Below are 24,836 nucleotides of genomic sequence, written 5' to 3'. Positions count from 1 at the left end.
TCGCATCATGAGCAGTAGTCCTGAAGATCTATCCGCCCGCCGCGCGCGCCTGTCTCCCCAACAGTTGCAGCGGCTGCAACAGCGTTTGGCCGGTGGCGGTCCGGTCGCATCCGCCAGCAGCGGGGGAGACGCCGATCGCATTCCGCGTCAGGCGGGGAACTCGGCCCCGGCTACGGCAGCCCAGCGCGGTTTGTGGTTTCTCTGGCGCGTGAATCCCGCCAGTACGGCCTACCACGTGGGCGGCGGGCTGGGCCTGGAAGGCCCGTTGAACGTTGAAGCGCTGCAGTCGGCGTTGGCCCAGGTGGTGAGCCGCCACGACGCTTTGCGGGTGGTGTTTCGAGCCGAAGAACAGGATCAGCTGCTGCAGGTGATGAGTGCGGAGCGGCTGGGGGCGATCCCTTCCATCGACCTCGCCCATTGCGACGAAGCCGAGCGCGAGCATCGGCGGCATCAGGCGGTCCAGGACGTTCTCACCGCCCCCTTCGACCTCACCCAGGGGCCGTTGATGCAGGTCGTGCTGCTGCGACTGGCGCCGCAGAGGCATCAACTGCTGCTATGCCTGCACCATGCCATTTCCGACGCATGGTCGGTCGACATCGTGCTGCGGGAGCTGGCCGCCGCCTACGCCTGCGCGTTGAATGGCGCGCCGTTCGCGCTGCCTCAGCCAGAGATCCGCTTCCTCGACTTCGCCCAGTGGCAGCAACGTTGGCAAGGCAGCCCGGCAGGGCAGCGCCAACTGGACTATTGGCGCAGCCATCTGGGCAATGACCACACGCCGCTGCAACTGCCCACCGACCGTCCACGTGGCAGCGGTGGAGTTGGCAGCAGCAGCGCCAATGAGGGGCGGGCCGCCTCGGTGGTGCTGGACCTGCCGGCCACGCTGACCCTGCGCCTGCGGGACCACGCTCGCCAGCACCAGGCCACGCTGTTCATGGGTCTGGCGGCTGCGTTCCACGCCTTGCTGTTCCGCTATACCGGCCAGTCTCGCATCCGCAGCGGTCTGCCGGTGGCCAATCGCGAGCGTGCGGAAACGGCCACGGTGGTGGGATTCCTGACCAACACCGTGGTCCTGCAGAGCGAGGTGTCGGCGCGCTTGCCGCTTTCGGCATTGCTGGAGCAGGTCAGAGACACCACGCTGTCTGCACTGGCCCACCAGGAACTGCCCTTCGAGTGCCTGGTGGAGGCGCTGAAGCCGCCCCGGCAAGGCGGCGCGAGCCCGCTGTTCCAGGTGCTGTTCAACCACCTCCGGGTGGATGGCCGTGCGGTGGCTCCCTGGCCGGGGCTGAGGGTCGAGCCCATCGATTTTGGTGAGCGCCAGGCCCCGTTTGAGCTGACGCTCGAAACCGTCGAAGCGGCCGACGGGCAGGTGCGAGCCCACTTCCGGTATGCCAGCCATCTGTTTGACCGTGAGCGCATCGAGCGCATGGCCGGCCACTATCTGGCGCTCCTGGAAGCCCTGGTCACGCATCCGCAGCAGGCCGTGAGGGAGGTGCCACTGCTGACATCGCATGAGCTGGCGCAATTGGACACCTGGGCGCAGCACACGCAATTCCGGTTGGACGATCTCATTCATCGGCGCTTCGAATCGCAGGCCGCCCGGCAGCCCGATGCCGTTGCCCTGGTGCTGGGCGATCAGACCCTGAGCTATGGGGCCCTCAACCGCCGCGCCAACCGGCTGGCCCATCAGTTGATCGCCCGGGGTGTCCGCCCGGAGGACCGCGTCGGCTTGTCGGCGGAACGCGCGTTCGACATGGTGGTGGGCATGCTGGCCATCCTCAAGGCAGGCGCCTCGTATGTCCCGCTGGACCCCGCCTATCCGGCGGAGCGTCTGGCCTACATGGTGCAGGACAGTGGCGTTGCGCTGGTGCTGACGGATGCGCCTGGGGTCGATGACGGCCTCCGGACGGACCCCGGGGCGGGCTCGCAGGGGGTCCCAACGCTGTCGATCCGGCAGGCAGCGGGCGCCGACGGGCACGACTTCGATCCGAAGGTGCTGACGTCGGCGGACTCGCTGGCCTATGTGATCTACACCTCCGGCTCCACTGGTCGGCCCAAGGGGGCACAACTCACGCATCGCAATGTGGTGCGCCTGCTGGATGCCAGCGCGGACCATTTCCACTTCGGCGTCGATGATGTCTGGACGCTGTTCCATTCCTATGCCTTTGACTTCTCCGTCTGGGAGCTCTTCGGGGCGTTGTGCAGCGGCGGGCGCGTGGTGATCGTTCCGCATCTCGTCAGCCGTTCCCCGGACGAGTTCTTGGCACTGCTATGCGAGCAGCGTGTGACGGTGCTCAACCAAACCCCTTCAGCATTCAAGCAGCTGATGCAGGTGGCGGTCGCACGGCAGGCCACGGCCCCCACCGCTCCGGGCGCCGCACCGAGCGCCGAACCGACCACTGCAAAGACCACCGCCCTGGCGCTGCGGCTGGTGATCTTCGGCGGTGAGGCGCTGGAGCCCCGAAGCCTGCAGCCATGGGCGGATCGATTCGGACTGGACCATCCCGCGCTGATCAACATGTACGGCATCACCGAGACCACGGTGCATGTCACCTGGCACCGGCTGCGGGCTGCAGACCTGGCGGTGGGCGGCAGCCCCATCGGCCAGGCCTTGCCCGACCTGGGCCTGCGCATCCTGGACAGCGACCTCCAGCCGGTGCCCATCGGCGTGCCGGGTGAATTGCACGTCTTTGGCGATGGCCTGGCACGGGGCTACCTGAACCGGCCCGCACTGACGGCCGAGCGATTCATTGCCGACCCCACCCGTACCGACGGCGGACGGTTGTACCGGACCGGAGACCTTGCCTGCTGGCGGTCCGATGGCGGCATCGACTACCTGGGCCGCATCGATGAACAGGTGAAGCTGCGGGGGTTCCGCATCGAGTTGGGCGAGATTGAAGCGCGGCTGCTGGCCCAGCCGGGGGTGCGCCAGGCCGCCGTGGTGGTGGATCAGGCGCCTGCTGGACCGCGGCTGGTGGCTTTTGTCACCGTGCAGCCCGGCCATGGGGTGACGGTGGAGGGCTTGCGACGCGGCCTGACGACCTGCTTGCCGGAGCACATGGTGCCGGCGGTGCTGCAGGTGCTGGACGCCATTCCGCTGAACGCCAACGGCAAGCTGGATCGTCGCGCGCTGCCCATGCCCCAAGCCGGAGCCGGGCAAGCCGGTGAGCCGCCGCAAGGCGCCGTGGAAAGCACGCTGGCCGCCATCTGGGCCGAGGTGCTGGGCCTGCGGGAGGTGACACGAGACAGCGATTTCTTCGAACTGGGCGGCCATTCCCTCGCGCTGGTGCAGGTGCAGGCGCAAGCGGAGAAACGGCTGGGCGCGCGCCTGGAATTGCGGCAGTGGTTTGAACTGAGGACCGTGGCTGGCCAAGCCGCCGCGCTCTCTGCACTGCAGTCCTCGGCGGTCGCCGAGGTCAATGACATGGACCGCCTGATGGCGTCCCTGGAAACCCTGGAGTCCTGATGGAACAGAAGAAGCGCGACATTGCCGAGCGCTTTGCGCGGCTGCCGGCTGATCGACAAGCAGCCTTCATCCAGGCGCTGGAGGCTCAGGGGCTCCAATTTGCCAGCCTGCCCATCGTGCCGATGCCGCAGGGGCAGTTGGCCCCGTTGTCTTACGCCCAGCAGCGGCAGTGGTTCCTGTGGCGCATGGACCCATCCAGTTGCGCCTATCACGTGGCGGGGGCGCTGAGGCTGTCAGGCCGGCTGGAGGAGGCGGCGCTACGGGACAGTTTCAGCGCCCTTGTGGCGCGGCATGAGGTGCTGCGAACGGTGTTTGTGCCCACGGAGGACGGATTGGCCCGGCCCGTGGTGTTGCCGGCGGAGCCACTGGCGCTGATCTCCATCGATCTGAGCCGCGACCCCGGCGGCACGGCTGGCGGCCTGAGCGCCCACGATGCACCGAGCAGCGAGGACGGTGACGCGCAAGATGCTGTCGACCGCGCCCTGCGTGAGCTGTCCCAGATGCCGTTCGACCTGACCAGCGGCCCGCTCCTGCGCATGGGCGTGGTTCGACTGGCTGCCGATGTCCAGATGCTCGTGGTGGTGATGCATCACATCATTTCCGACGGGTGGTCGGTGCAGTTGATCGTTGATGAGTTTGCCCGCGAGTACCGCAACCGTGTGGCGCTGCCTGCGACCGGTGGAGCCCCAACCGATGGGGCCTTGGAGCGGCAACAGGCAGTCAATCACCGACTTGGCCCGGCCGAGCCGGCGCTCCGCTACACCGACTACGCCGCCTGGCAGCGCGCCTGGCTGTCGGCAGGAGGCAAGGACCAGCAACTGGCCTACTGGCTGAAGCATTTGGGGCACCCGGGCGCCGACCTCCCCACACTCCAGCTGCCGACCGACCATCCCCGTCGTGCGGACGCCCGCTATACGTCGGTGGCCTTCACCCAACCGCTACCGCCTGCGCTGATCGAGGCGGTGCGCACCCGGGCCCTGGCGACCGGAGCCACGCCGTTCACGGTACTGTTGGCCGCATATCAGGCGCTGCTGCACCGATACACCGGGCAAACGGACATCCGCGTGGGGGTCCCGATTGCCAACCGCCATCGCCCGGAAACAACGCGTCTGCTGGGACTCTTCGTCAACACCCAGGTGCTGCGCAATGTGATTCACGGCACGATCACCCTGGAGGAGGTCCTGCAAGCCACGCGGGAGGCCGTGCTGGGCGCCCAGGCCCACCAGGACCTTCCGTTTGAGCACCTCGTCGAGGCCCTGCAGCCGGAACGCAGCCTCACGCAGGCGCCGCTGTTCCAGGTGATGTTCAACCACCAGCGCCGTGACATGGCGGCGCTGCAGCACCTGCCGGGCCTGAAGCTTGAAGACCAGCCGCTGCCACCGTCTGCGGCTCAGTTTGAACTGGTGCTGAACCTGATGGAGTCGGCGGAGGGCCAGATCCAGGCGTCGTTTTCCTACGCCGAAGCGCTATTCCGGCCTGCCACCATCCAGCGCCTGGCCAGCCACTACCTTCGCCTCCTGCAGGCCTTCGCAGAGGACCCGGCTCAGCGTCTGTGCGATATTGTTCTGGTCGGCCCGGACGAACAGCAGGCCTTGCTCGCCTGGGGTGCCGGATCGGCATGGACTGGCAGCCTGGCGCCGGTGCACCAGCTTTTCGAGGCCCATGCGAAGCGATCGCCAAATGCCACGGCGCTCATCATCGGCCAGACCACGTTGACTTATGGTGGCTTGAACCAGCAAGCCGATCGGCTGGCCCGTCATCTGCGCGCCATCGGTGTTGGTCCTGAAACCCGGGTGGGCGTGCTGATGGAGCGCTCGGCATGGCTGGTGAGCAGCCTGTTGGCGGTGCTCAAGGCGGGCGCTACCTACGTGCCGATGGACCCGGCCTACCCGGCGCAGCGGCTTGCGTTCATGGCGGAGGACAGCGGCATTCAATGGCTGCTGACCCATGCCGGGCTGGGCGCCTGGATGCCGGCCCACCAGCGGCTGGATGTGGCGCAGTGGTGGCAAGAAGCCGGCACCTTGGGTGATACCGACAGTGATCCGGACCTTGGCCTCACCCGGCCCGTCCACGGCCAGCAGCTGGCCTACATCATCTACACCTCCGGCTCCACCGGTCGTCCCAAGGGTGTGGCGGTGGCCCACGCGCCCTTCAGCATGCATTGTCAGGAGACGGCCACCCTCTACGACATGGACGAGCGCTCGCGGGAACTGCACTTCCTGTCGTTCTCCTTTGATGGGGCCCAGGAGCGGCTGTTCACGGCCCTGACGTGCGGGGCGAGCCTGGTGCTGCGTGATGCCGACTTATGGACACCCGATCAGACCCTGGCCGCCCTGCGCGAGCATCAGGTCACCCATGCGGGTTTTCCTCCGGCCTACCTGCAGGCCTTGGCCGCCGATGCCGAGCCATCGTCCGCACCCGCGCTGCAATTGCTGTCGTTCGGCGGCGAAGCAATGCCCCGGGCGGGATTGAGCCTGGTCGGCAACCGCCTGGCGCCACGCACGCTCATCAACGGGTACGGCCCCACCGAAGCGGTCGTCACGCCGATGCTGTGGAAGGTTCCCGCCGGGACCGACGTGCCCTGCGCCTATGCGCCCATCGGTCGACCGGTGGGCGATCGCAAGGCGATGGTGCTGGATGCCGATCTGGCATTGCTGCCACCGGGCGTGCCCGGGGAGCTTTATCTGGGCGGCATGGGTCTGGCCCGGGGCTACCTGGGCCGGCCCGGCCTGACGGCCGATCGATTTGTGGCCGATCCCTTCGACCGCGATGGCGGTCGCCTGTACCGGACCGGTGACCTGGTGCGATGGCGTGAGGATGGGCAGCTGGAGTACCTGGGGCGCATCGACCAGCAGCTCAAGATCCTCGGTTTCCGCATTGAGCCCGGTGAGATTGAAGCGGTGTTGCGTCGTCAGCCGGAGGTCGCCGATGCCGCCGTGGTCGCCGGAGCCGGCACCTCCGGCGCACGCTTGCTCGCCTATGTGGCCTTGTCACCGGGCCACTCCGTGGCCGCCGAGGGGCTGCGACACCGCCTGGCCGCCGAGTTGCCCGAGCACATGGTGCCGGCGCTGTTGTGGGTGCTGCCGGTCTTGCCTCGCACCGTCAACGGAAAGCTGGACCGCGATGCGCTGCCTGCGCCGACGCTGGCTGCCCGTTCCGAGCAAGCCGAACCGCAGGGTGAAGTGGAGCAGGCAATCGCAGCCGTCTGGGCGGAACTGCTGAACGTGCCGCAGGTCGGGCGTCACGACAATTTCTTTGAGCTCGGCGGCGATTCCATCCTGAGTCTTCAGGCGGTGGCGCGCCTGCGTCGTGCGGGCTGGCTGCTGACGCCTCGTCAGCTGTTTGAGCATCAGACCATCGCGCGTCTGGCCCCGGTGGCGAGCACGGCACAGCCCGCAGCGCCCGCCGTTGGCGCCGCGTCCACGCAGCAGCGGGTGCCCGCGACCGGCACCGTGCCGTTGCTGCCCATCCAGGCCGACTTCTTTGCGAGCGTGTCCGAGGCGCGTCATCACTGGAACCAGGCCGTGCTGTTGCGCAGCGACGTTCCGCTGGTCCGAAGTGCCTTGCAGGAGGCGTTGGAGGCGGTGCATGACCATCACGACAGTCTGCGTCTCCGATATCGGCAGGACGGGGAGGGCCATTGGACGCAACACTACTCCCCAGTGGCCACTGCCGAACGGCGGGAGTGGCTGTGGTGGCGGCGGGCTGCCAGCGCCGATGCGCTGACGACCCTGTGTGACGAAGTGCAGCGGAGTCTGGACCTGAGCCAGGGTCCGATGTGGCGGGCGCTGGGCGTGGAGATGGCAGATGGCACCTGGCGGCTGTTGATCGTGGTGCACCACTTGGTGGTGGACGGGGTGTCGTGGCGGGTCTTGCTGGAAGATCTGTTGCTGGCCTACGGGCAGCGTCTGGCCAGCGAACGCTGCCAATTGCCTCCGCCCACGGCCTCTTTCCAGCAATGGGCCGAAGCGCTGCGGCACCATGCGGCCGCGCTGGAACCGGAACTGGCCTTCTGGCGCGGGCTGGCCGACGTGCCAAGCGCGCTGCCCTGCGACCATCCGGAGGGCGATCGGCGGCTGGACAGCCTCGATCACCTCGAGCTGCGCCTGGACCCCGTGGAGACGGACCGTTTGCTCAAGCGCGCTCCCGCAGCCTATCGAACCCAGGTGAACGATCTTCTGCTGACCGCGCTGGGTCGCGCTTTGTGCGGCTGGTCCGGTCACGCGCGTGTGCTGGTGGATGTGGAAGGTCACGCGCGTGTGCTGGTGGATGTGGAAGGTCACGGTCGGGAGGATGAGGGCACGGGGCTGGATGTGTCTCGCACGGTGGGCTGGTTCACCAGCATCCATCCTCTGGCGCTGGATCCGATGGGCGAGCCGGGCGCAGCATTGAAGCGCGTCAAGGAAGCCATCCGCCACACACCGCAGCGCGGCCTGGGGTATGGCCTGCTGCGCTGGATGGGCAGCCGTGAGCAGCGCCGCACGCTGGAGGCGCTGCCAAAGGCGCAGATCGTCTTTAACTACCTGGGGCAGGTGGACCGCGGCTTTGGCAAGAGCGCCTGGCAACTGGCCACGGAAAACGCCGGGTCTCCCATGCACGAGGCTGCTGAGCAGTCGCATGAGTTCGCAATCAACGGCAGTGTGGTGGCCGGTGAACTGGTGTTGTTGGTGAGTTTTAGCCGCCATCGCCACCACGCAGCGTCGGTACAAGCCTTGGTGGACCGCTTCAAGTCGGAGATCCAGTCGCTGGTGGCGCATTGCTGTCAAGGGGCCACCGGGCTCACGCCCTCGGACGTGCCTCTGGCCCGGGTCAGCCAGGCGCGCCTGGATGCCTTGCCGACGCCAGCGGCGAACGTCGAAGACCTGTATCCGCTGTCGCCCATGCAGTCCGGCATGCTTTTCCACGTGCTGGCCGAGCCGTCGACGGCGGCTTACCGGACGCAGATGCGGGTGGAGGTGCACGGACTGGATCCGGCTCGATTCCGGGCGGCCTGGCAGGCCACCATGGACGCGCATGACGTCTTGCGAACCGGCTTCCTCGCGGATGAAGACCCACCGTTGCAGTGGGTGGCCCGTGCGGTCGAGGTCCCGCTGGAGTTACTGGACTGGCGGGGCCGGCCGGATCTGGCGGGCGCGCTGGACACGCGTGCGGGCGAAGCGCTGAGCGCTGACCTGGACCTTCGCCAACCGCCTTTGATGCAATTGCTGCTGATCCGTACCGGCGAGCAGTCGCACCACCTGATCTGGACCAGCCATCACCTGTTGCTGGACGGCTGGAGCGCGTCCCGGGTGATGGGCGAGGTGTTGAGGCGTTATGCGGGTCTGCCCATGCCGTCGTTGGTGGGGCGTTACCGTGACCACATCCGCCTGCTGCAGGCGCGAGACCCGCAGGCCGGCGAACGCTTCTGGAAAGATCAACTGGCGCGACTGGAGGGCCCTTGTCTGCTGGCCCAGGCTTGGCCGCGTCCGTCGGCGGGCTCCGCTGCCGGTCACAAGGGGCCTGCCGGTCTGGCCGGAATCGCCCATCACATCGAAAGGCTGTCGCCCGAGGCCACGCGCCGGCTGGCGGAAGCCGCTCGCGCCCAGCGGGTGACCGTCAACACGCTGGTGCAGGGCGCATGGGCCCTGTTGCTCGGCCGCTATACCGGGCAGCGTGTGGCGGTGTTTGGCAGCACCGTGTCCGGGCGGCCCCCGGAACTTCCAGGCGCCGAGGACATCGTTGGTTTGTTCATCAACACCCTGGCCCAGGTGGTTCCCTTGCCTGCGGCGCAACCGGTGGGGGACTGGCTCCGGAGTATCCAGGCGGACAGCGTGGCCGCCCGGGAACATGACCAGACGCCGCTTTACGAGGTTCAGCGCTGGGCTGCGGAAGGCGGGCAAGCCTTGTTCGACTCGCTGGTGGTGTTCGAGAACTACCCGATCGACGCGGCGCTGCGGCAAGCCGCCCCGGGAGGACTGCGCTTCGAGCAGCTTCGCAATCAGGACGATGCGAACTATCCAATGACCTTGTCGGTGTTTCTCGACGATGCGCTGACCCTGGACTTTGGTCATGAGCAGACCCTCTTCGATGCCGACCGCGTGGCCGCGCTGGCACGCCGATTCGCCGACCTGCTGGGCCGCTTGGTCAGCGAACCCAACCGGCCGCTGGGCCAGGTGGCGGTGGCGGGCGCTGACGATCTGCCTGTCCTGCAAGCCTGGAGCCAGGGCGATGAACTGCCGGGCGGCGTGGATGCTTTTGCCCATGAATGCCTGGCCCGCCACGCGGCGCGGCGGCCGGAGGCCGTGGCGCTGGTGTTCGAGGAACAGCAGTTCACCTACCGCGAGTTGAACCGGCGCGTCGAGCAACTGGCTGCGCATCTGCGGCGGTCGGGTGTGAGCTCGGGAGATCGCGTCGGTATTGCCGTTCGTCGTTCCCCGGCGATGATCGTGGCCGTGCTTGCCGCCCTGGTGGCGGGCGGCGCCTACGTGCCCCTCGACCCGGACTATCCCATCGTCCGGCTGGCCGCCATGATGGAAGACAGTGGTGTTTCGCTGGTCCTGAGCCAGGCCGAGGTCAGCGAGCGATTGCCGCAGGCTGGTGGCGTACGGGTGCTCCTGTTGGATGACCTGGGGGACGCGCTTTCCCCAACGGCGGCGCCGAACATGTCGCGCCATGACGAGGGCCGCGCCGCCGCACCCCTTCACGGTGAGCAACTGGCGTATCTGATCTACACCTCCGGCTCCACCGGCACACCCAAAGGCGTGGGCATCTCGCACCGGGCGCTGGTGCATCAGGCCCGGGTGGCGAGCCAGTACTTCGAACTGGCGGAGACCGACCGGGTGCTTCAGTTCGCCACCGTGAACTTCGACGGCTTCGTTGAGCAAGTGTTCGCGCCGCTGATGGCGGGCGCCGCAATGGTGCTGCGTGGCCCCGAGCTGTGGGACAGCAGCACATTTCTGCGGCGCGTCCATCAGCATGGCATCACCGTGGCGGACCTGAGCACCGCCTACTGGATGCTGCTGATGCAGGACTTTGCACGTCTGGGCGTTCGGGACTATGGCCCCTTGCGACGCATGCATGCCAGTGGGGAGGCCATGCCGCAGGAGGGCTTAAGGGCGTGGGCGGCGGCCGGCTTGCAAGGGCTGCGCTTGGTCAATGCCTACGGGCCTACCGAGGCCACGGTGACAGCCACGGTGCTGGACTGCAGCGACGCGTTGCCGCATCCACAAACCGGCGTGGGCCCGGTGGCCATTGGCACGCCCTTGCCAGGCCGTCGGTTGTATGTGGTGGATGCCGATCTGAACCTTGTGCCGCCTGGTGGGGCGGGTGAACTGTGCATTGGGGGGAGCCAGCTGGCGCAGGGCTATTGGCAGCGTGCGTCACACACGGCCGAACGCTTTGTGGCGGACCCGTTCACCTCAGCCGGCGGACGGCTCTACCGAACCGGCGATCTGGTGCGATGGAGTGCCGAGGGGCAGTTGGAATATCTGGGCCGCGTGGATCACCAGGTGAAGATCCGTGGGTTCCGGGTAGAACTGGGCGAGCTCGAGGCGCAATTGCTGGCGCAGCCGGAGGTGCGGGAGGCAGTGGTCATCACCGATCAGGAAGGGGGCGAGGCTCGCCTGCTGGCCTATGTGTCGCTGCAACCGTCGAAGGACTGGACAGCGGCCGCTGCGGGCGATGCCGGAACCGAGGTCGTAACAGAGGCCGAAGCTGGAGCCGCCGTTGGAGCTGGAATCGAATCGGTCAGCGACGCGCGCGGCCACTCCCAGGAGGCGACGTTGATCAACGGCGCCACGCTGCGGGCGCGCCTGGCGCAGCGGCTGCCCGCTTATTCGCTGCCCGCCCTGATCACCGTCCTGCCGGCGCTGCCCATCAATGCCAATGGCAAGGTGGACCGCCACGCACTGCCGCGCCCGGAGACTCCGCGCTCAACCGCCGGGGACGCTCCACAGGGGCCGCTGGAAACACTCCTTGCCGGGCTGTGGTGTGAGGTGCTGGGGCTGAGTTCCGTCACCCGACAGGCCCACTTCTTTGAACTGGGCGGCCACTCCCTGCTCGCAGTGCGGCTGGTGACGAAGCTACGCCAGGCGCTGGCGATCGAGGTGGCCCTGCGGGTCATCTTCGACCACCCGACCTTGGGCGAACTGGCGCGGTGGCTGGCCGGGCAGGGCGCTGCCCCGCCGCCGGGGACGGAGCGGCTGGCGGGCGATCACGAGCCCGATGGTGAACAAGGTCGACCGATACGGACGTCCGGCCAAAGTTCCGGCCAAAGTTCCGGGGAAGGTTCCGGGGAAGGTTCCGAGGAAGGCTCGGGGCAGAACTCGGGGCAGGGCGCAGCTCAGGGCGCGGGAAGGGCCCCGTCTGCGGTCGGCCTTAGCACCCGCACCAGTCGCTTGGCCGCGCTTTTGGATGATTTGGAGACAGAGGATTGACGATGAATGCGGAACTTGTTTCCCTGGCCCAACGGTTTGCACGGCTGACCGTCCCCAAGCGCCGGCTCTTTCTTGAGCGCCTGCAAGGCGAAGGACTGGACTTTGCCGCGCTGCCCATCGTGCCCCGGGATCCGACTCAGGAGGCGCCGCTGGCCCGGGCTCAGCGGGCCCTTTGGCTGGCCTGGCACCAGTCACCGCAGTCGGCGGCCTACAACCTCTCCGGCCGGCTTACCTTGCGCGGTGCCCTGCATCCAGCGCAGGTCGAGGCGGGCGTGAGGCGACTGGTGGAGCGCCATGCTGCCCTGCGCACGGCCTTTGTCCTGAATGACGACGGCCAGCCCATTCAGCGTGTGCTCCCCGCCACGAAGATGGACTGGTCGCACAAGAATTGGGCGGGCACCAGCGGCAGCCAGGGCGAGGCCATGGCTGAGCACGCGCAACACTTTGCGCTTCAACCGTTTGATCTGGAGCGGGGCGAAGTCTTCCGCGCCGAACTGCACAGCTTCACGGACGGCGTGATGGACCTGCTGCTGAGCGTCCATCACATCGCGGCTGATGGCAGTTCGGTGGAACTGCTGATGGCTGAACTGGTGCAGGACCTGATGACGCCCGGCAGCCCGCCAGACCGCCCATCCCTGGCGATCAGCTATGCCGACTACGCCACGTGGCAGCACCACTGGCTGGAGGCCGGGGAAGAGGAGCGGCAACTGGCCTGGTGGCAGTCTCAACTGGCCGGCCTGCCAGCCACCACGCGCCTGCCGCTGGACCGTGCGCGTCGACACCAGCAGGGGGCACACGGCGCCCTGCAGTCCTTCCGGCTGGAGGCAGACGTGAGCGCGGCCATGCTGGCGCTGGCGCGTCAGCATGCGGCATCGCCCTACATGGTGACCGTCGCGCTGCTCAATCTGCTGCTGGCCCGGTTTTGTGGCGATGAGGACATCTGCATCGGCCTGCCTACAGTCAACCGGGGCCGGGAAGAGCTCGATGGCGTCGTGGGTCATTTCACCAATGTGCTGCCGTTGCGCACCCGGGTGGATGCAGAGGCCGGCTTCCTCCCGCTGCTGCTGCAGGTGCGTGATGGCCTGCTGGAGGCCAAGCGCCATGCAGACCTGCCGCTGGATCTGCTGGTGGAACGTCTGGCCGTCGAGCGGCAGCCGGGTGTTCATCCGTTTTTCCAGGTCAAATGCGCGCAGCAGGCGTCGGCGATGGACACCGGCGTGGGGCAGGGCTTGCAGGTCGAAGCGCGGGCATTGCTGGTGGATGACATCCACTTTGATCTCAGCCTGGATGTGACCGTCGAGCGTGAGTCGCTGCGCTTCGATCTGGCCTACGCCACAGAGCTCTTCGACGCGGACACCATTGAGCGGCTGGTGCGGGCGTTCCAGGCATTGGCCGCGCAGGTGGTGGCGGACCCACACCGGGCCCTGGGGGACCTCGCATTGCCCGATGCCGCGTCGGTGCTGACGGGAGAGGTTCAGCCCGTGGCGCTTGCGTCCATCCTGGAACTGTGGACCAAGGTCGTCGCCCGGTCGCCGGACGCAACGGCGCTGACACAAGCGGACCAGCACTACACCTACCAGCAAGTCGATGACGCCGCCACGCAAGGCGCCTGCGCGCTCCGAGCGCTGGGGGTGGGGCGGGAGGATCGTGTGGCGATCTGCCTGGAACGGTCTCCCGCATTCGTTCTGGCCCTGCTGAGCACCTTGAAGGTCGGAGGCGCATTTGTGCCGATGGACCCCGCAGCGCCGGTGAGCCGGCGCGAGCAGTTGCTGAAGGAGGCCGGGGCGGCAGCGCTCTTCTCCACGCCGGAAGCCGAGTCCTGGGCGCGGGGGATTCCGGTGCTGCAGCCGTCCTTGGATGCGTGTTCCAACGCCGCTGCGGCGTCGCTGGGCGAGGTCCTTGTCCATCCAGCGCAGGCTGCCTATCTCATCTTCACCTCCGGATCGACCGGTCGACCCAAGGGGGTGGTGGTGAGTCATGGCGCGCTGGCCAACTATGTCCAGGGTCTGTTGACCCGGATGGCACTGCCGCCCGGCGCCAGTTTTGCCATGGTGTCGACCGTCGCGGCCGATCTGGGACACACCTCCCTGTTTGGTGCCCTGTGCTCAGGCGGGGCCCTGCACCTCCTGGCCCCGGACGAGGCCTTCGACGCCGATGCCTTCGCTGCCCGCATGAAGCAGACCCGCGCGGCCGCCCTGAAAATCGTGCCCAGCCACCTGCGTGGGCTGTTGAACGCGGTCGCGGACACGCCGCATGCCGCCGATGTACTGCCGTCCCGGCTGCTGGTGCTGGGGGGGGAGGCTGCCGACCAGACGCTGCTGGAGCAGGTTCGCGCGCTGCGGCCCGACCTGCACATCCTCAACCATTACGGCCCCACCGAAACCACTGTGGGCGTGCTCACCCAGGCCTTGCCGCCAGAAGCACACCTGCCCACGCAGTTGCCGCTGGGACGTCCGCTGCCGAACCTGACGGCCTATGTGCTGGATGAGCGGCTGCAACCCGTCCAGCCGGGCATGACGGGCGAGCTCTTCATGGGCGGACCCGCCCTCGCGCGAGGATATGCGGGCCAGCCAGGCCTGACCGCCAGCCGGTTTGTGGCCTCACCGTTGGGTGACCACGGCATCCAGGGCGCACGTCTATACCGCACCGGGGACCAGGTACGCCTGGGCCGAGACGGGGCGCTGCACTTCTTGGGGCGCCAGGATGATCAGATCAAGATTCGTGGGTTCCGCGTTGAACCCGGTGAGTTGCAAGCCGTGCTGCGGGCGTGGCCGCAGGTGGCGGACGCCTTTGTGATGGCGGGCCGCAACGACGCCGGAACGACCGAACTCTGGGCCTATGTCGTGCCCACCGGCGCCATGGACCTGGACCTGCCGGCACTGCGCGCGCATCTTCACGAATGCCTGCCCGCGCATTTGATGCCGGCGGCCCTGGTGCCGCTGGGCGCCTTGCCGCTGAACGCCAATGGCAAGGTCGACCGCCGTGGGTTCCCCGCACCCTCGCGGTCCGCGCAGCTCGCCTCTGACATGCCGGGCCCGACGTTCCAAGGCCAAGGCAGCCCGGACCACAACAGCACGCATGAACCAAGGCCAAAACCGGCTTGCCGGCCGGCACCGCGTGACCCTGCTGAGGGGGCTATCGCCACGCTGTGGGCCGAGCTGCTGGGCCTGCCGGCCGACAGCATTCGCCGCGAGGACAGCTTCTTTGGCCTGGGCGGGGACTCGATCCTCAGCCTGAAGCTCATGACGCGGCTGCGCCGCACCGTGCCGGGCGGCGACCGGCTGAGTCTGGCGACCGTGATGCGAGCCCCCCATCTCGGCGCGCTGGCCGACGCGCTGCGCCAAGGTGTGGAGGCAGCCCATGACGCCGTCCGCCTCAGCCCTGGCCCTTCCGCCGATGCGGCCGCGGAGGCCGGGCTGCCGCTCTATTGCGTGCCCGGCATGATCGTCAACACGCGGGAATTCGAGCCGCTGGCGCGTGCGCTGGGATCACAGCGTGCGGTGCATGCCTTTGTCAGCCATGTCTACACCCCGCGTCGCTGGCGCGGTTTCGCCATGGCCGACCTGGCGGACGACTATGCCCGCTACATCACGGCCACGGCGGTTGATGGTCGCTGCGCCCTGCTGGGCTGGTCGTCAGGTGGGGATCTCACCCACGAACTGGTGCACCGGCTCCAGGGACGGGTCGACGTGCGCTTTGTTGGCATGGTGGATGTGTTTGAAACGGAACCACTCCGGCCCCAGGGCACCCTGACGGACGAGCAGCGCAGCCAGGGGCGGGCAAGCATTGAAGCGTGGCTGGGTCGGTCCACCATGGCCGACGCCTGGCGCGGGCTGATCGACCGCATGGATGCCCAGGAGTGGGACGGCGTGATTCAGCATGCGCTGCGGGAGGAGTCGCCGCTGCCCTTGGACGGCACCGATGAGGACGCCCAGGAATACCTGCTGTGGGTCACGCTGGACAAGCGGGTGCAAGCCGTCCGTTATGCCTACCCGCCCAGCGAGGTGCCGTTGCAGGTCTATCACGCGGAGGACTCGTTGACCTCCGACGGGCGCTTGCGGGAGTGGGCGGCCCATGCGCCGGTCGCAGGCCGCCACGTCGTGGCCGGCAGCAACCACCTCAGCATCATCCGCAGCCCCGGGTTCCTGGACGCGCTGGCCCTCCACCTGTCGGCGGCCGACCGCGCTTGACGAAAAAAACCGCTGCCCGACAAGGCGTCGGGCAGCGGTGGAATCCTCGTCAGTGCCTCAGAAGCGATATTTCACGCTCAACAGCGCCGCGCGGTCTTCACCCCGGAAGTAGCTGCCGTAGGCCACGGCGGAGTAGTAATGCTTGTTGAACAGGTTGCTCACGCTCAATGAGAAGCGCCAGGGGCCGGTGGTGTAGCGCACGCCTGCATCGGCAAGGGTGTAGGCCGGCTCCGAGGAGGTGTTGGCCTCGTTGTTCCAACGCTTGCCCACATACCGCAGGCCACCACTGATCGCCAGGCCGTTCAGGACGCCGTCCAGGCTGTAGTCCAGCCACAGGTTGCCGGTCTGCTCAGGCACCAGGATCGGCGTGTGACCCACTTCATCCGGGTTGGCGCTGGAGAGCACCTTCAGGTCGAAGCTGGTGTAGGCGGCGGTCAGGCGCAGCTGGCGGGTCAACTCCGCCTTGGCCGACAGTTCAATACCGCGCGAACGCACGCTGCCGATCTGGTGCGCATCGTAGGACACCGGGTCATAACTCACCACATTGCTTTTCTTCAGATTGAAGAACGCGGCGGTGAAGGAGAGTGGCTTGTCCTGCGGGATGTACTTGACGCCGAGTTCCACCTGACGGCCATCGCTGGGGACAAACGTCTTGCCGGAGGCATCCACACCGATGTTGGGCACAAAGGATTCGGCATAACTCACGTAGGGCGACCAGCCATTGCCCACCAGATAGTTCAGCCCCACGCGACCGGTGGTGGCGTTGTCCTTCTGCGTGGACTGGCTCTGATACAGGCGGTCGTCGCTGTCCGTCTTCACGCGGTCATGGCGCAGGCCCACAGTGACACGCCAGTGATCGTCCCATTTGAGCTGATCCTGGGCATAGGCGCCGAACTGGGTGGTGGTGATGCGAGTGTCGGCGGCCGGGGTGGTCGGATTGGCAATGTCCACCCCGTAGACCGGATCGTTCATGTCCAGCGGGGTGGTCATGTCCGCCCAACGCTGCCAGCTGGCGCGGCTGCGGTCCCAGTCCACCCCAAAGAGCAGCCCATGGGTGAGCGGGCCGGTGGTCACCGAGCCCTGCACGGACGTGTCGATCGTGGTTTCCTTGACGGACTCCACGTCATGCCGGGCCTGCCGCTCCAGCGTCGTTCCGTCCGCATCCAGGAAGGACTGGATGTGATGCTTGTCCATGGTGCGGTCGGCATAACGCAGCTTGTGGCTCAACCGCCAGTCGCCACCGAAGTGATGCTCGAACTGGTAGCCACCGGCATCGGAGCCCGTCTTGATGCGGCTATAGCGCGGATCCCCTTCCTTCACATTGGTGGGATTGCCGTCAGCGCCGGTCACATACTGGACATCGTCGGAGGCGTCGTCCTGCAGGTGCTCGTATTGAAGCGTCAGCGAGCTCTGGGGGGTGATCTCCCAACGCAGCGAGGGGGCCAGGTAGTCGCGCTTGCGCTCCATGCGCTCGCCGTTGGGGTATTTCTCCTGCGTGCCGGTGTCCAGCTTCAGCGCCACCAGGCGCCAGCGCAAGCGCCCATCTTCGGTGAGTGCGCCGCCCAGGTCGGTGTTGATCTGCTTGCGGTCATAGCTGCCCACCTGCACCTCCACCTCGGGCACCATGCCGGCGTCCGGCACCTTGCTCACACGGTTGACCACCCCGCCCACATCCCCCTTGCCGAACAGCACCGACGATGGGCCCAGCAGAATCTCCAGCCGCTCCAGGCCATACACCTCGGTCTGCTGCCCCAGGTAGGTGATGCCCACGGTCTGGATCAACCCGTCCCGATAGCTGCTGGTGTACCAGCCGTCAAAGCCGCGCAACACCACCCAGTCCGGCGCCCGGGAATCGGAGCCATAGGGGTTCACCGACACCCCCGGCACCTGGCGGGCCGCTTCCGTCAGCGTGGTCAAGCCCATGTCTTCCATTTCACGGGCGGTGATGACGTGGAGCGATTGCGGCACTTCGATGAGCGCTGTGTCGGTCTTGGTGCCGGTGGCGCTGCGCTTCACCACGATGCTCTTGTCTCGGTTGCCCTGCACTCGAACGGTGGGCAGGGCGGGCTGTGCGGTGTCGGCAGGCGAAGACGCACTGGCCGCAGGAGCGGGCGGCTGGGCGGAGGCCTGCCCCGATGCCGGCGTCGACGTCTGGTTTTGTGCCAGTGCGGCTTGGGCCATCAGCAGGCCGGCGGCGCCAGCCACCGCGCCACGCAGCGCAAGGCTCAGAGGGGTTAGACGGAAATCGGAAGCCCGATGGGAAGCAGTCATGGTTGAGCTCATGGTTGTTGTTGAAAGAGCTGTCGTGGTGAAACAAATGCGCAACGGCCGCCCGGTGGATCACCCTCGGGGCGGCCGGTTGGCGGCAGGGAAACGATTGTCTGGGTGAAACCTCCCGTCTCAGCAGGCCTGCATCAGCAGACCTGCGCCGGCTGGGGCCAGGGCTTGCGCTGGGCCTCGATCAGGGCGTCGCAAATCTCGCCGGTCCGCACCGCCGTGACCGAGAGCAAGGTGTCGCTCAGTCCGTGGGTGTTCTCGCAGGCGCCTTGCAAAAAGATGGAGGGCCGGAAGTTCGACGGGCTACGCACGCGATAGTTCCGATCCACGCTGCAGTCCCCCAGCCACGGCGCCAGCGGTGCCAGCAGTTGGCGGTGCAGGGACCGCTCGTAGCCGGTGGCGAGCACCACGGCGTCATATCGCTCGGCGGTGCTGTGACCGGTTTGCAGATCGGTCAGCCGCAGATGGATGCCGTCATCGGCGGCGGTGGCGGCCAGCACCTGGTGGCGCCGCTTCAGGCGCAGCCGCGTGCTGCCATGGACCTTCTGCTCGTAGAGCACCTTGTAGATGTCCTGGATCAGCGCCAGATCGGGGCAGGCGTAGTTGGTGTGCCAGAACTCCCGCAGCATGGAGTTACGCTCGGCTTCGCTGGCGGCATAGACGTCGTCGACGAACTCCGCATTGAAGATCTCGTTCACAAAGGGGCTGTCGTCGGACGGGCGGATGGCGCGGGCGCGCATCAGCAGGTCCACTTCCAGGTCCGGCGAACGTCCTTGCAGGTCCAGGAAGATCTCTGCGGCGCTCTGGCCAGCGCCCAGCACGGCCACGCGCCGGGCCTGAGGGAACTGGCCAATGGCATCGCGGTAGCGGCTGGAATGGAAGACACGTGCGTCGCTCAGCAGCGGCTTGAACACGTCGGGAATGTTGGCACTGCCGCCCGGGCTCACCACCAGGTGGCGAGCCCGCCGCTCGCGCAGGTGGCCGGACGCATCGCGGGAACGCACCCGCAAGGCCACCACCGTCTCGCCGCTGTATTCCGGCAGCACGTCCACCACGTCTTCCCCGTAGGCACAGCGGTCGTCGAACTGCGCGGCGGCCCAGGCGAGGTAGTCATTGAACTCGTGGCGGCTGGGGTAGAACGTCTTCAGGTTGATGAAGTCGGCCAGGCGCTGCTTCTCGTGCAGGTAGTTGAGAAAACTGAAGCGGCTGGTGGGGTTTCGCAGCGTGGCCAGGTCCTTGATGAAGGAAATCTGCATGTGCGTCTGGTCCAGCAGCATGCCGGGATGCCAGGCAAAGCTGGACTGGCGCTCGATGAAGAGGGCATCGAGCCGGCGGCCGGACTGGCGTTGCTCATCCAGGGCAATGGCCAGGGCGATGTTGGAGGGGCCGAAGCCGATCCCCACAAGATCATGAATCTGCATGCTCAAGCCTCCTTCGCGGCAGGGTTGGAGGGGTTGGAGGAGGGCGCGGGGGCGGCAAGGGCCGCTGGTTCAGTGCGGGGCCACCACAAGGCGTCCGTGAAATAGCGCTCTCGCAGCAGCGTCACCAGCAGTGCCCGCTTGTGCGGGAAATCGAATTCCTTGACCTTGGCGTAGCCGGAACGGTCCAGGTTGCGGATCTGCTGCAGGTGGTCGGCCCGCGGCTCGCCAATGGTGCGTCGGGTGCGCGGGTCGTCCAGGAACAGGTAGTGCGAGATCGACGTGAGCCAGGCGGTGGCAAAGGCCTTGCCGCGACAGGCAGGCTCGCCAATCAGCACATGCCAGCCACGGTCGTAGTCGTCCGCGTCATAAAAGGGGGCAACGCGGTTTTCTTTCGCCCAGTAGGCCTCGAAGTAGCCGAAGGGTTCGCCGTCCAGGCTGGCGATCATGGGGTAGATGTGCGGGTCCGCCGCCAGACCGGCGAGGTAGCGGCGGTGCTTGTCCATGTCGCCGTCCTCTTGCCACACTTGCGCCACGTCCGGGTCATTCATCCAGCGGTGGATACGCGGGAGGTCCGCCTCGGCATCCACAGCCCGGAAGCTGAAGGTCTTGCCCAACCAGGGGATGAAACGCTGGTAGATGAGCCCCTGCGGTTTGGGCGCGCGCCAGGGATGGCGCCGCCCCTCGGGGCTGAGCGCGTACTGCAGCGGCACGGCGCCGGAGGCGCCCGGGCACCAGAGCGCGGGCAACTGCCACAACAGCTCGCGGCTGGCCGTGATGCCGTGGGGCTCGCGGCGCAGGGCGCCCAGGCGGAACAGCGGCTCCGGCCAGGAGGGGGGGCCTGTGAGCACGCAGTGCCGGGAGCTTGGATGGAAGGTGAACGTGGCTTCCAGGGCGGCCAGAACGTCCTTGACCGTGGGGGCGCCGGTGCCGCGCCAGTCCAGGGCCAGGCCCTGAGGGCCGGTGGCGAACTGCCAGCGTTGGCGTGCGGCGGTGGCGGCGGCGCCCACCAGCAGGCTCTGGCCATCGCGAAGCGCCTCATGCGCTTCGCCCTCAGGGTAACTACGGACGGTGGTAGCCAGGCTCCAGTCCAGATCGGAAACCGCCGGCATCGACATAGATGAACTCCTCGTCTGAGAGCAGGTGTGGGGTTGCACACCCATCCCTGCCTGACGATCCAGCGCGGGCCGTTGTTCAGTGGTCGCGAGCGGGTGGCGGCTGCGCGGCGATGTTGCTGAACATCGGCAGACCTGAATCGTCTGCCTTGGGGGCTCTCCGCCTCTGGATCAAGGATTGGTATGACGATGACAGTTCACGCTCTCAGCCACGGCCACTCGGGCGCGCTGGAGGCTGAGGGCAGGCGGCACCCGCGTGCGGTGATCGCGCAGATGGTCGACCACAGGGCTGGCCAACGAGGCGGTCAGACCGCAAGCAGCGGTCGATACAAACCCTGGTGGTATGTCCCGGCCTCGCTGCTGGCCGTGCTCTGCGGTCTTTCCTGGCTGGGTCCGGTGCTGGCGCACGGGCAAGCATCCGCGCCCCACCAGGCGCCCACCGAGCCATTGGCCGCCCCTGGGTCTGCCGCTCAGGCCGCTCAGGCTCCAAAGGCCGCCCGCCGTCCGACCATCCTAGTGGCCCATGCGGTCGAGATCCGCCGCACCACGGACGGCGTCCCGCACGTGCTCGCCAGGGACTGGCGCGCATTGGGGGCGGGCATCGGCTACGTGCAGGCAGAGGACGCGTTGTGTACTTTGGCCGAAGCGTTTGTGACCTATGAAGGGCGCCGCGCCTGGTTCTTTGGCGCCGAGGAACGGCCAGCGCGTGCTTCCACGTTCGGCCAGTCAAAGAATCTGGACCTCGATTTCTTTTTCCGGGGTTTCGCCGACGCCACCGTCATCCAACGCTACCGCGCGGAGCATCCGCCCGAACTCCGGGCGCTGGTTGAGGGCTATGCGGTGGGCTACAACCGCTACCTGTCCCATCTGCGTGCGGATGCGGCGGCGCAGGCGCATCGGCCCTGTGCGCGCGCCGAATGGTTGCGCGATATCCGCCCGGAGGATGTGTACCGACGCATGTACGCCGCCCAAGTGGCGGCCGGCCTGACGCGCTTCATTCCGCAGATCGTGAATGCGGCGCCGCCAGCGGCGCCACTGCCGGAGGGCGGGGCGTCGGCGCCTGCCGCCTCCGTGCGTGCGGGCGAAGCCGCTCTGCAGGCCCATCTGTCCCATGGCGTTGGGGACCAGCCCGCGCTGGGCAGCAATGCGCTGGCATTTGGCCGGGAGGCCACCGGCGAGAACCAAAGCGTGCTGCTGGGCAACCCGCACTGGTTCTGGGGCGGTCCGGACCGGTTCTACCAAATGCATCTGACCATCCCAGGCAAGCTCAATGTGGCGGGGGCAGGTTTTATCGGGGTGCCGCTGGTGATGATCGGCTTCAACAACAACGTTGCCTGGAGCCACACGGTTTCGGCGGCGCGGCGGTTTGGACTCTTTCAGCTGGCCTTGGACCCATCGGACCCGACTCGAGTGCTGGTCGACGGGCAGTCGGAAGCGCTACAGGCGCGCCTGGTCGAGGTGGAAGTCCGCGAGGGGGGCGAGGTGAAACGGGTGCGCCGCACGCTGTACCGTAGCCGCTTCGGCCCGGTGCTGGATTTGGGCAACTACAGCCCGGCCTTCCGCTGGACCGCGTCGACAGCCTTGGCCATTCGGGATGCCAATGAAGACAACTTCCGGGCCTTCCGCAACTTCTTCTTCTGGAATCGGGCGAAGTCGCTGGATGACTTCATCGCGATCCAGAAACGCGAAGCGGGCATGCCGTGGGTGACCACCACCGCCGTTGGCCGAGGGGACGGGCGGGTTTGGTTTGCTGACATCGGTGCGGTACCGAATGTCTCCGACGAGCAGCGCCGCGCCTGCGCCACGCCGCTGGGGGCCGGTTTTGCCCGGCTGGATGCCACCACGCCCTTCCTGGACGGCAGCCGCGCCGCCTGCGACTGGGCGAAACAGGAAGGCGACGTCCGGCCGGGCCTGATGGCGGCCACGGCCATGCCGCAGTTGCTGCGCCAGGACTATGTGGCCAACATGAACGACAGCTATTGGCTGACCAACGCTTCGGCGCCGTTGGAGGGCTATCCGTCGGTGCTGGGTGGGGAGCGCAAGGCCCTGTCGCTGCGGGGGCGCCTGGGGCATCAGATGGCGGCGGAATTGCTTCAGTCCCATGCCGGGTCTGCCGCAGCGCTCAGCCGCCAGCTTCGCCAGGCGGCGCTGACGCCTCGCGCCTACTCGGCCGAACGTTTCAAGACCGAGCTGCTGGAACAGGCCTGCGCCCAGCCCGTGGTGGAGTGGGTGGACGCGCCGTCAGGAAAAGAGGGGCTGCAAGAAGGCCAGGCCGCACCGGTACCCGTGCGGCATCGGGTCGACGTCTCCACCGCCTGCCAGGTGCTTGAGCGTTGGAGCGGACAGGCGGAAGTACACGACATGGGCGCGCCATTGTGGGACGCGTTCTGGGATCGGTTGGAGGCATGGCCGGCCGGCCAGCTTTATCGGACGCCGTTTTCCAGCGACGCCCCGCTGACCACACCGGCGGCCCCGGGCGGGGAGCGTGCCAGCGACAAGCAGGCCCAGGTGGCCAGGGCATTGGCCGGGGCGGTGGAGGCGTTGGGGCGGCGTGGCCAGGCCCTGGACGCCAACCCAGGGGACGTCCGCGCAGTGGTGAGCGGCAAGCAGCGGGTGCCGATCTACGGCGGGTGCCATGGCGTCGGCTACTTTGTGGTGCTTTGCAATGGCGATGGCGGTGGCGACAGCGGCCGCCCCTCGTCCCTGGGCCCCGATAGTTTTGGCAATAGCTACATGCAGGTGGTGACCTTCAGCAGCGTCGGTGTGCAGGCCTGGACCTTGCAGGCCATGGGCCAGGATGAATCGGCGCTGGTTGGGGGGCAGGGGCTGGCGCCGGTGCAGCGCTATTCCCGCAAGGATTGGCTGCCATTTCCATTCCGGGAACAGGACATTACGAGCGATCCGCGCCTCAAGCGCCTGAAGCTGTTGTTCTGACCGTGCCCCGGTGCTGCGGCGCCAACGGGCAGCCGCCGCAATACGCCTGGGACGGCAGCAGGTAATACAGGCAGCAGTGGCTGTGCAGGGGCACGATCTGGCCAGCCTCCGTGCATGCGGCCCGGCGGGGCAGGGCGGGCATCGGGTTGGTGGGCCAGGGCGCGGGCGGTGTGCGCATCAGACGGTCGTTGTGCCCATCGCCGGGCTGCCGGCCCCCACGGCCCAGCAATTGGTCCCGGTCGGCCTGAACGGTGGGAGGCGGACCGGGCAGATGCTCCTGCGCTTCGTCCAGGATGTCGCCCAGGTAACGGGCCGCATTGCTCCACAGCACCTTCTCGGCCAGCCGCGTGTGGCGATGCAAGGCGGAAAAGAGCGGGCGTAAATGGCCGTCGATCAAACCGCTGTAGCGCTGCACCGTGCTGCTCCCTGGCATCGCCAGGCCCTCGGCCGTGATGTGGAAACCTTTGGGGGAGCCCAGGTCATCCAGGCTCAGTGCGATCTGCGTCGCTTCTACCGGAAAGCAGTGATGCAACACGGTGGCCCCGGCCACCACGGGCGGCAGCAGTGTCCAGAGATAGTCCATGGACCAGGCCGAGGCCACCGCACGCAGGTCTCGCGTGCCGGTGCCCCAGCGCAGCGCGTAGCGGCGGAGTGCATCGGGCAGGGCGTCGGGCTGGCTCAGCCAGTCGGCCAGGCCGACCGCCGAGGCGGGCCAATGCGGCGCGAGATGCAGGGTCTCGCCCCACGGGGCCCACTCGCCTTGAAAGATGGGTTGAAGTCGCGGAATCATGGTCAGGGTGTGGCCGCACGGTGAGGCGGCCTTGAGAAGACGATGCGTCGCAGCGGCTTGTTCAATTCCGCCGCGTGCAAACGCTGGGCTGGTGCTGGCGGCGGATCGTCACGACACATCCGCCAGGCCCAGGTGCTGCTGAACAATCCGCAGGCTGAGTCGTCTACGTTCAGGTAGGGGCGACGTGCGCGTGCCCCTGCCAACGGACAGGGCACGGACGGCGGGCGTTCGGGGC

General features: G+C 67.5%; 8 protein-coding genes. 4 read left to right on the top strand and 4 right to left on the bottom strand.

All coding sequences use genetic code 11. The features are described 5' to 3' along the window. Nucleotides 1-7: 7 nt before the first annotated feature. The 3 genes from OU995_RS18990 to OU995_RS18980 are packed head-to-tail and all read left to right on the top strand — an operon-like array spanning nucleotide 8 to nucleotide 16,067. Nucleotides 8-3,463, top strand: coding sequence for an amino acid adenylation domain-containing protein (locus OU995_RS18990; protein WP_267831591.1), 3,456 nt, complete (start codon nucleotides 8-10; stop codon nucleotides 3,461-3,463). Then, nucleotides 3,463-11,877 (top strand): non-ribosomal peptide synthetase, encoded by an 8,415-nt coding sequence (locus tag OU995_RS18985; RefSeq protein WP_267831590.1) that lies wholly within the window; start codon nucleotides 3,463-3,465, stop codon nucleotides 11,875-11,877. The genes OU995_RS18990 and OU995_RS18985 overlap by 1 nt, the downstream gene beginning before the upstream one ends. Nucleotides 11,878-11,879: 2 nt before the next feature. Beyond that, nucleotides 11,880-16,067 (top strand): amino acid adenylation domain-containing protein, encoded by a 4,188-nt coding sequence (locus OU995_RS18980; protein WP_267831589.1) that lies wholly within the window; start codon nucleotides 11,880-11,882, stop codon nucleotides 16,065-16,067. A gap of 57 nt (nucleotides 16,068-16,124) precedes the next feature. Here the strand turns inward: OU995_RS18980 and OU995_RS18975 are convergent, their stop codons facing one another. The 3 genes from OU995_RS18975 to OU995_RS18965 all read right to left on the bottom strand — a co-directional run bounded on the left by OU995_RS18975 (nucleotide 16,125) and on the right by OU995_RS18965 (nucleotide 20,880). Beyond that, on the bottom strand, nucleotides 16,125-18,338 hold the full coding sequence (locus tag OU995_RS18975) for a TonB-dependent siderophore receptor (protein WP_267831588.1): 2,214 nt from the start codon (nucleotides 18,336-18,338) through the stop codon (nucleotides 16,125-16,127). A gap of 143 nt (nucleotides 18,339-18,481) precedes the next feature. Beyond that, nucleotides 18,482-19,765, bottom strand: a complete 1,284-nt coding sequence (locus OU995_RS18970) for a lysine N(6)-hydroxylase/L-ornithine N(5)-oxygenase family protein (RefSeq protein WP_267831587.1) — start codon at nucleotides 19,763-19,765, stop codon at nucleotides 18,482-18,484. Between the two features lie 2 nt (nucleotides 19,766-19,767). Further along, on the bottom strand, nucleotides 19,768-20,880 hold the full coding sequence (locus OU995_RS18965) for a GNAT family N-acetyltransferase (protein ID WP_267831586.1): 1,113 nt from the start codon (nucleotides 20,878-20,880) through the stop codon (nucleotides 19,768-19,770). 186 nt (nucleotides 20,881-21,066) lie between these two features. Between OU995_RS18965 and OU995_RS18960 the strand changes: the two genes are divergently transcribed. Next, on the top strand, nucleotides 21,067-23,811 hold the full coding sequence (locus tag OU995_RS18960; protein WP_267831585.1) for a penicillin acylase family protein: 2,745 nt from the start codon (nucleotides 21,067-21,069) through the stop codon (nucleotides 23,809-23,811). Here the strand turns inward: OU995_RS18960 and fhuF are convergent. Beyond that, complete coding sequence (gene fhuF, locus OU995_RS18955) at nucleotides 23,786-24,601, bottom strand: siderophore-iron reductase FhuF (protein ID WP_267831584.1); 816 nt, start codon at nucleotides 24,599-24,601, stop codon at nucleotides 23,786-23,788. The two genes, OU995_RS18960 and fhuF, sit on opposite strands and share 26 nt — an antisense overlap. Nucleotides 24,602-24,836 lie beyond the last annotated feature (235 nt).

Source organism: Roseateles sp. SL47 (assembly GCF_026625885.1).
Lineage (GTDB): Bacteria > Pseudomonadota > Gammaproteobacteria > Burkholderiales > Burkholderiaceae_C > Roseateles.
The sequence above is the reverse complement of the archived record's forward strand: the minus strand, read 5'-3'. Positions and strand labels throughout refer to the sequence as shown.

Excerpts from the sequence above, each read along its gene's own strand:
- OU995_RS18990 (WP_267831591.1), top strand. The coding sequence starts at position 8 with ATGAGCAGTAGTCCTGAAGATCTATCCGCCCGCCGCGCGCGCCTGTCT.
- OU995_RS18985 (WP_267831590.1), top strand. The coding sequence starts at position 3,463 with ATGGAACAGAAGAAGCGCGACATTGCCGAGCGCTTTGCGCGGCTGCCG.
- OU995_RS18980 (WP_267831589.1), top strand. The coding sequence starts at position 11,880 with ATGAATGCGGAACTTGTTTCCCTGGCCCAACGGTTTGCACGGCTGACC.
- OU995_RS18975 (WP_267831588.1), bottom strand. The coding sequence starts at position 18,338 with ATGACTGCTTCCCATCGGGCTTCCGATTTCCGTCTAACCCCTCTGAGC.
- OU995_RS18970 (WP_267831587.1), bottom strand. The coding sequence starts at position 19,765 with ATGCAGATTCATGATCTTGTGGGGATCGGCTTCGGCCCCTCCAACATC.
- OU995_RS18965 (WP_267831586.1), bottom strand. The coding sequence starts at position 20,880 with ATGTCGATGCCGGCGGTTTCCGATCTGGACTGGAGCCTGGCTACCACC.
- OU995_RS18960 (WP_267831585.1), top strand. The coding sequence starts at position 21,067 with ATGACAGTTCACGCTCTCAGCCACGGCCACTCGGGCGCGCTGGAGGCT.
- fhuF (WP_267831584.1), bottom strand. The coding sequence starts at position 24,601 with ATGATTCCGCGACTTCAACCCATCTTTCAAGGCGAGTGGGCCCCGTGG.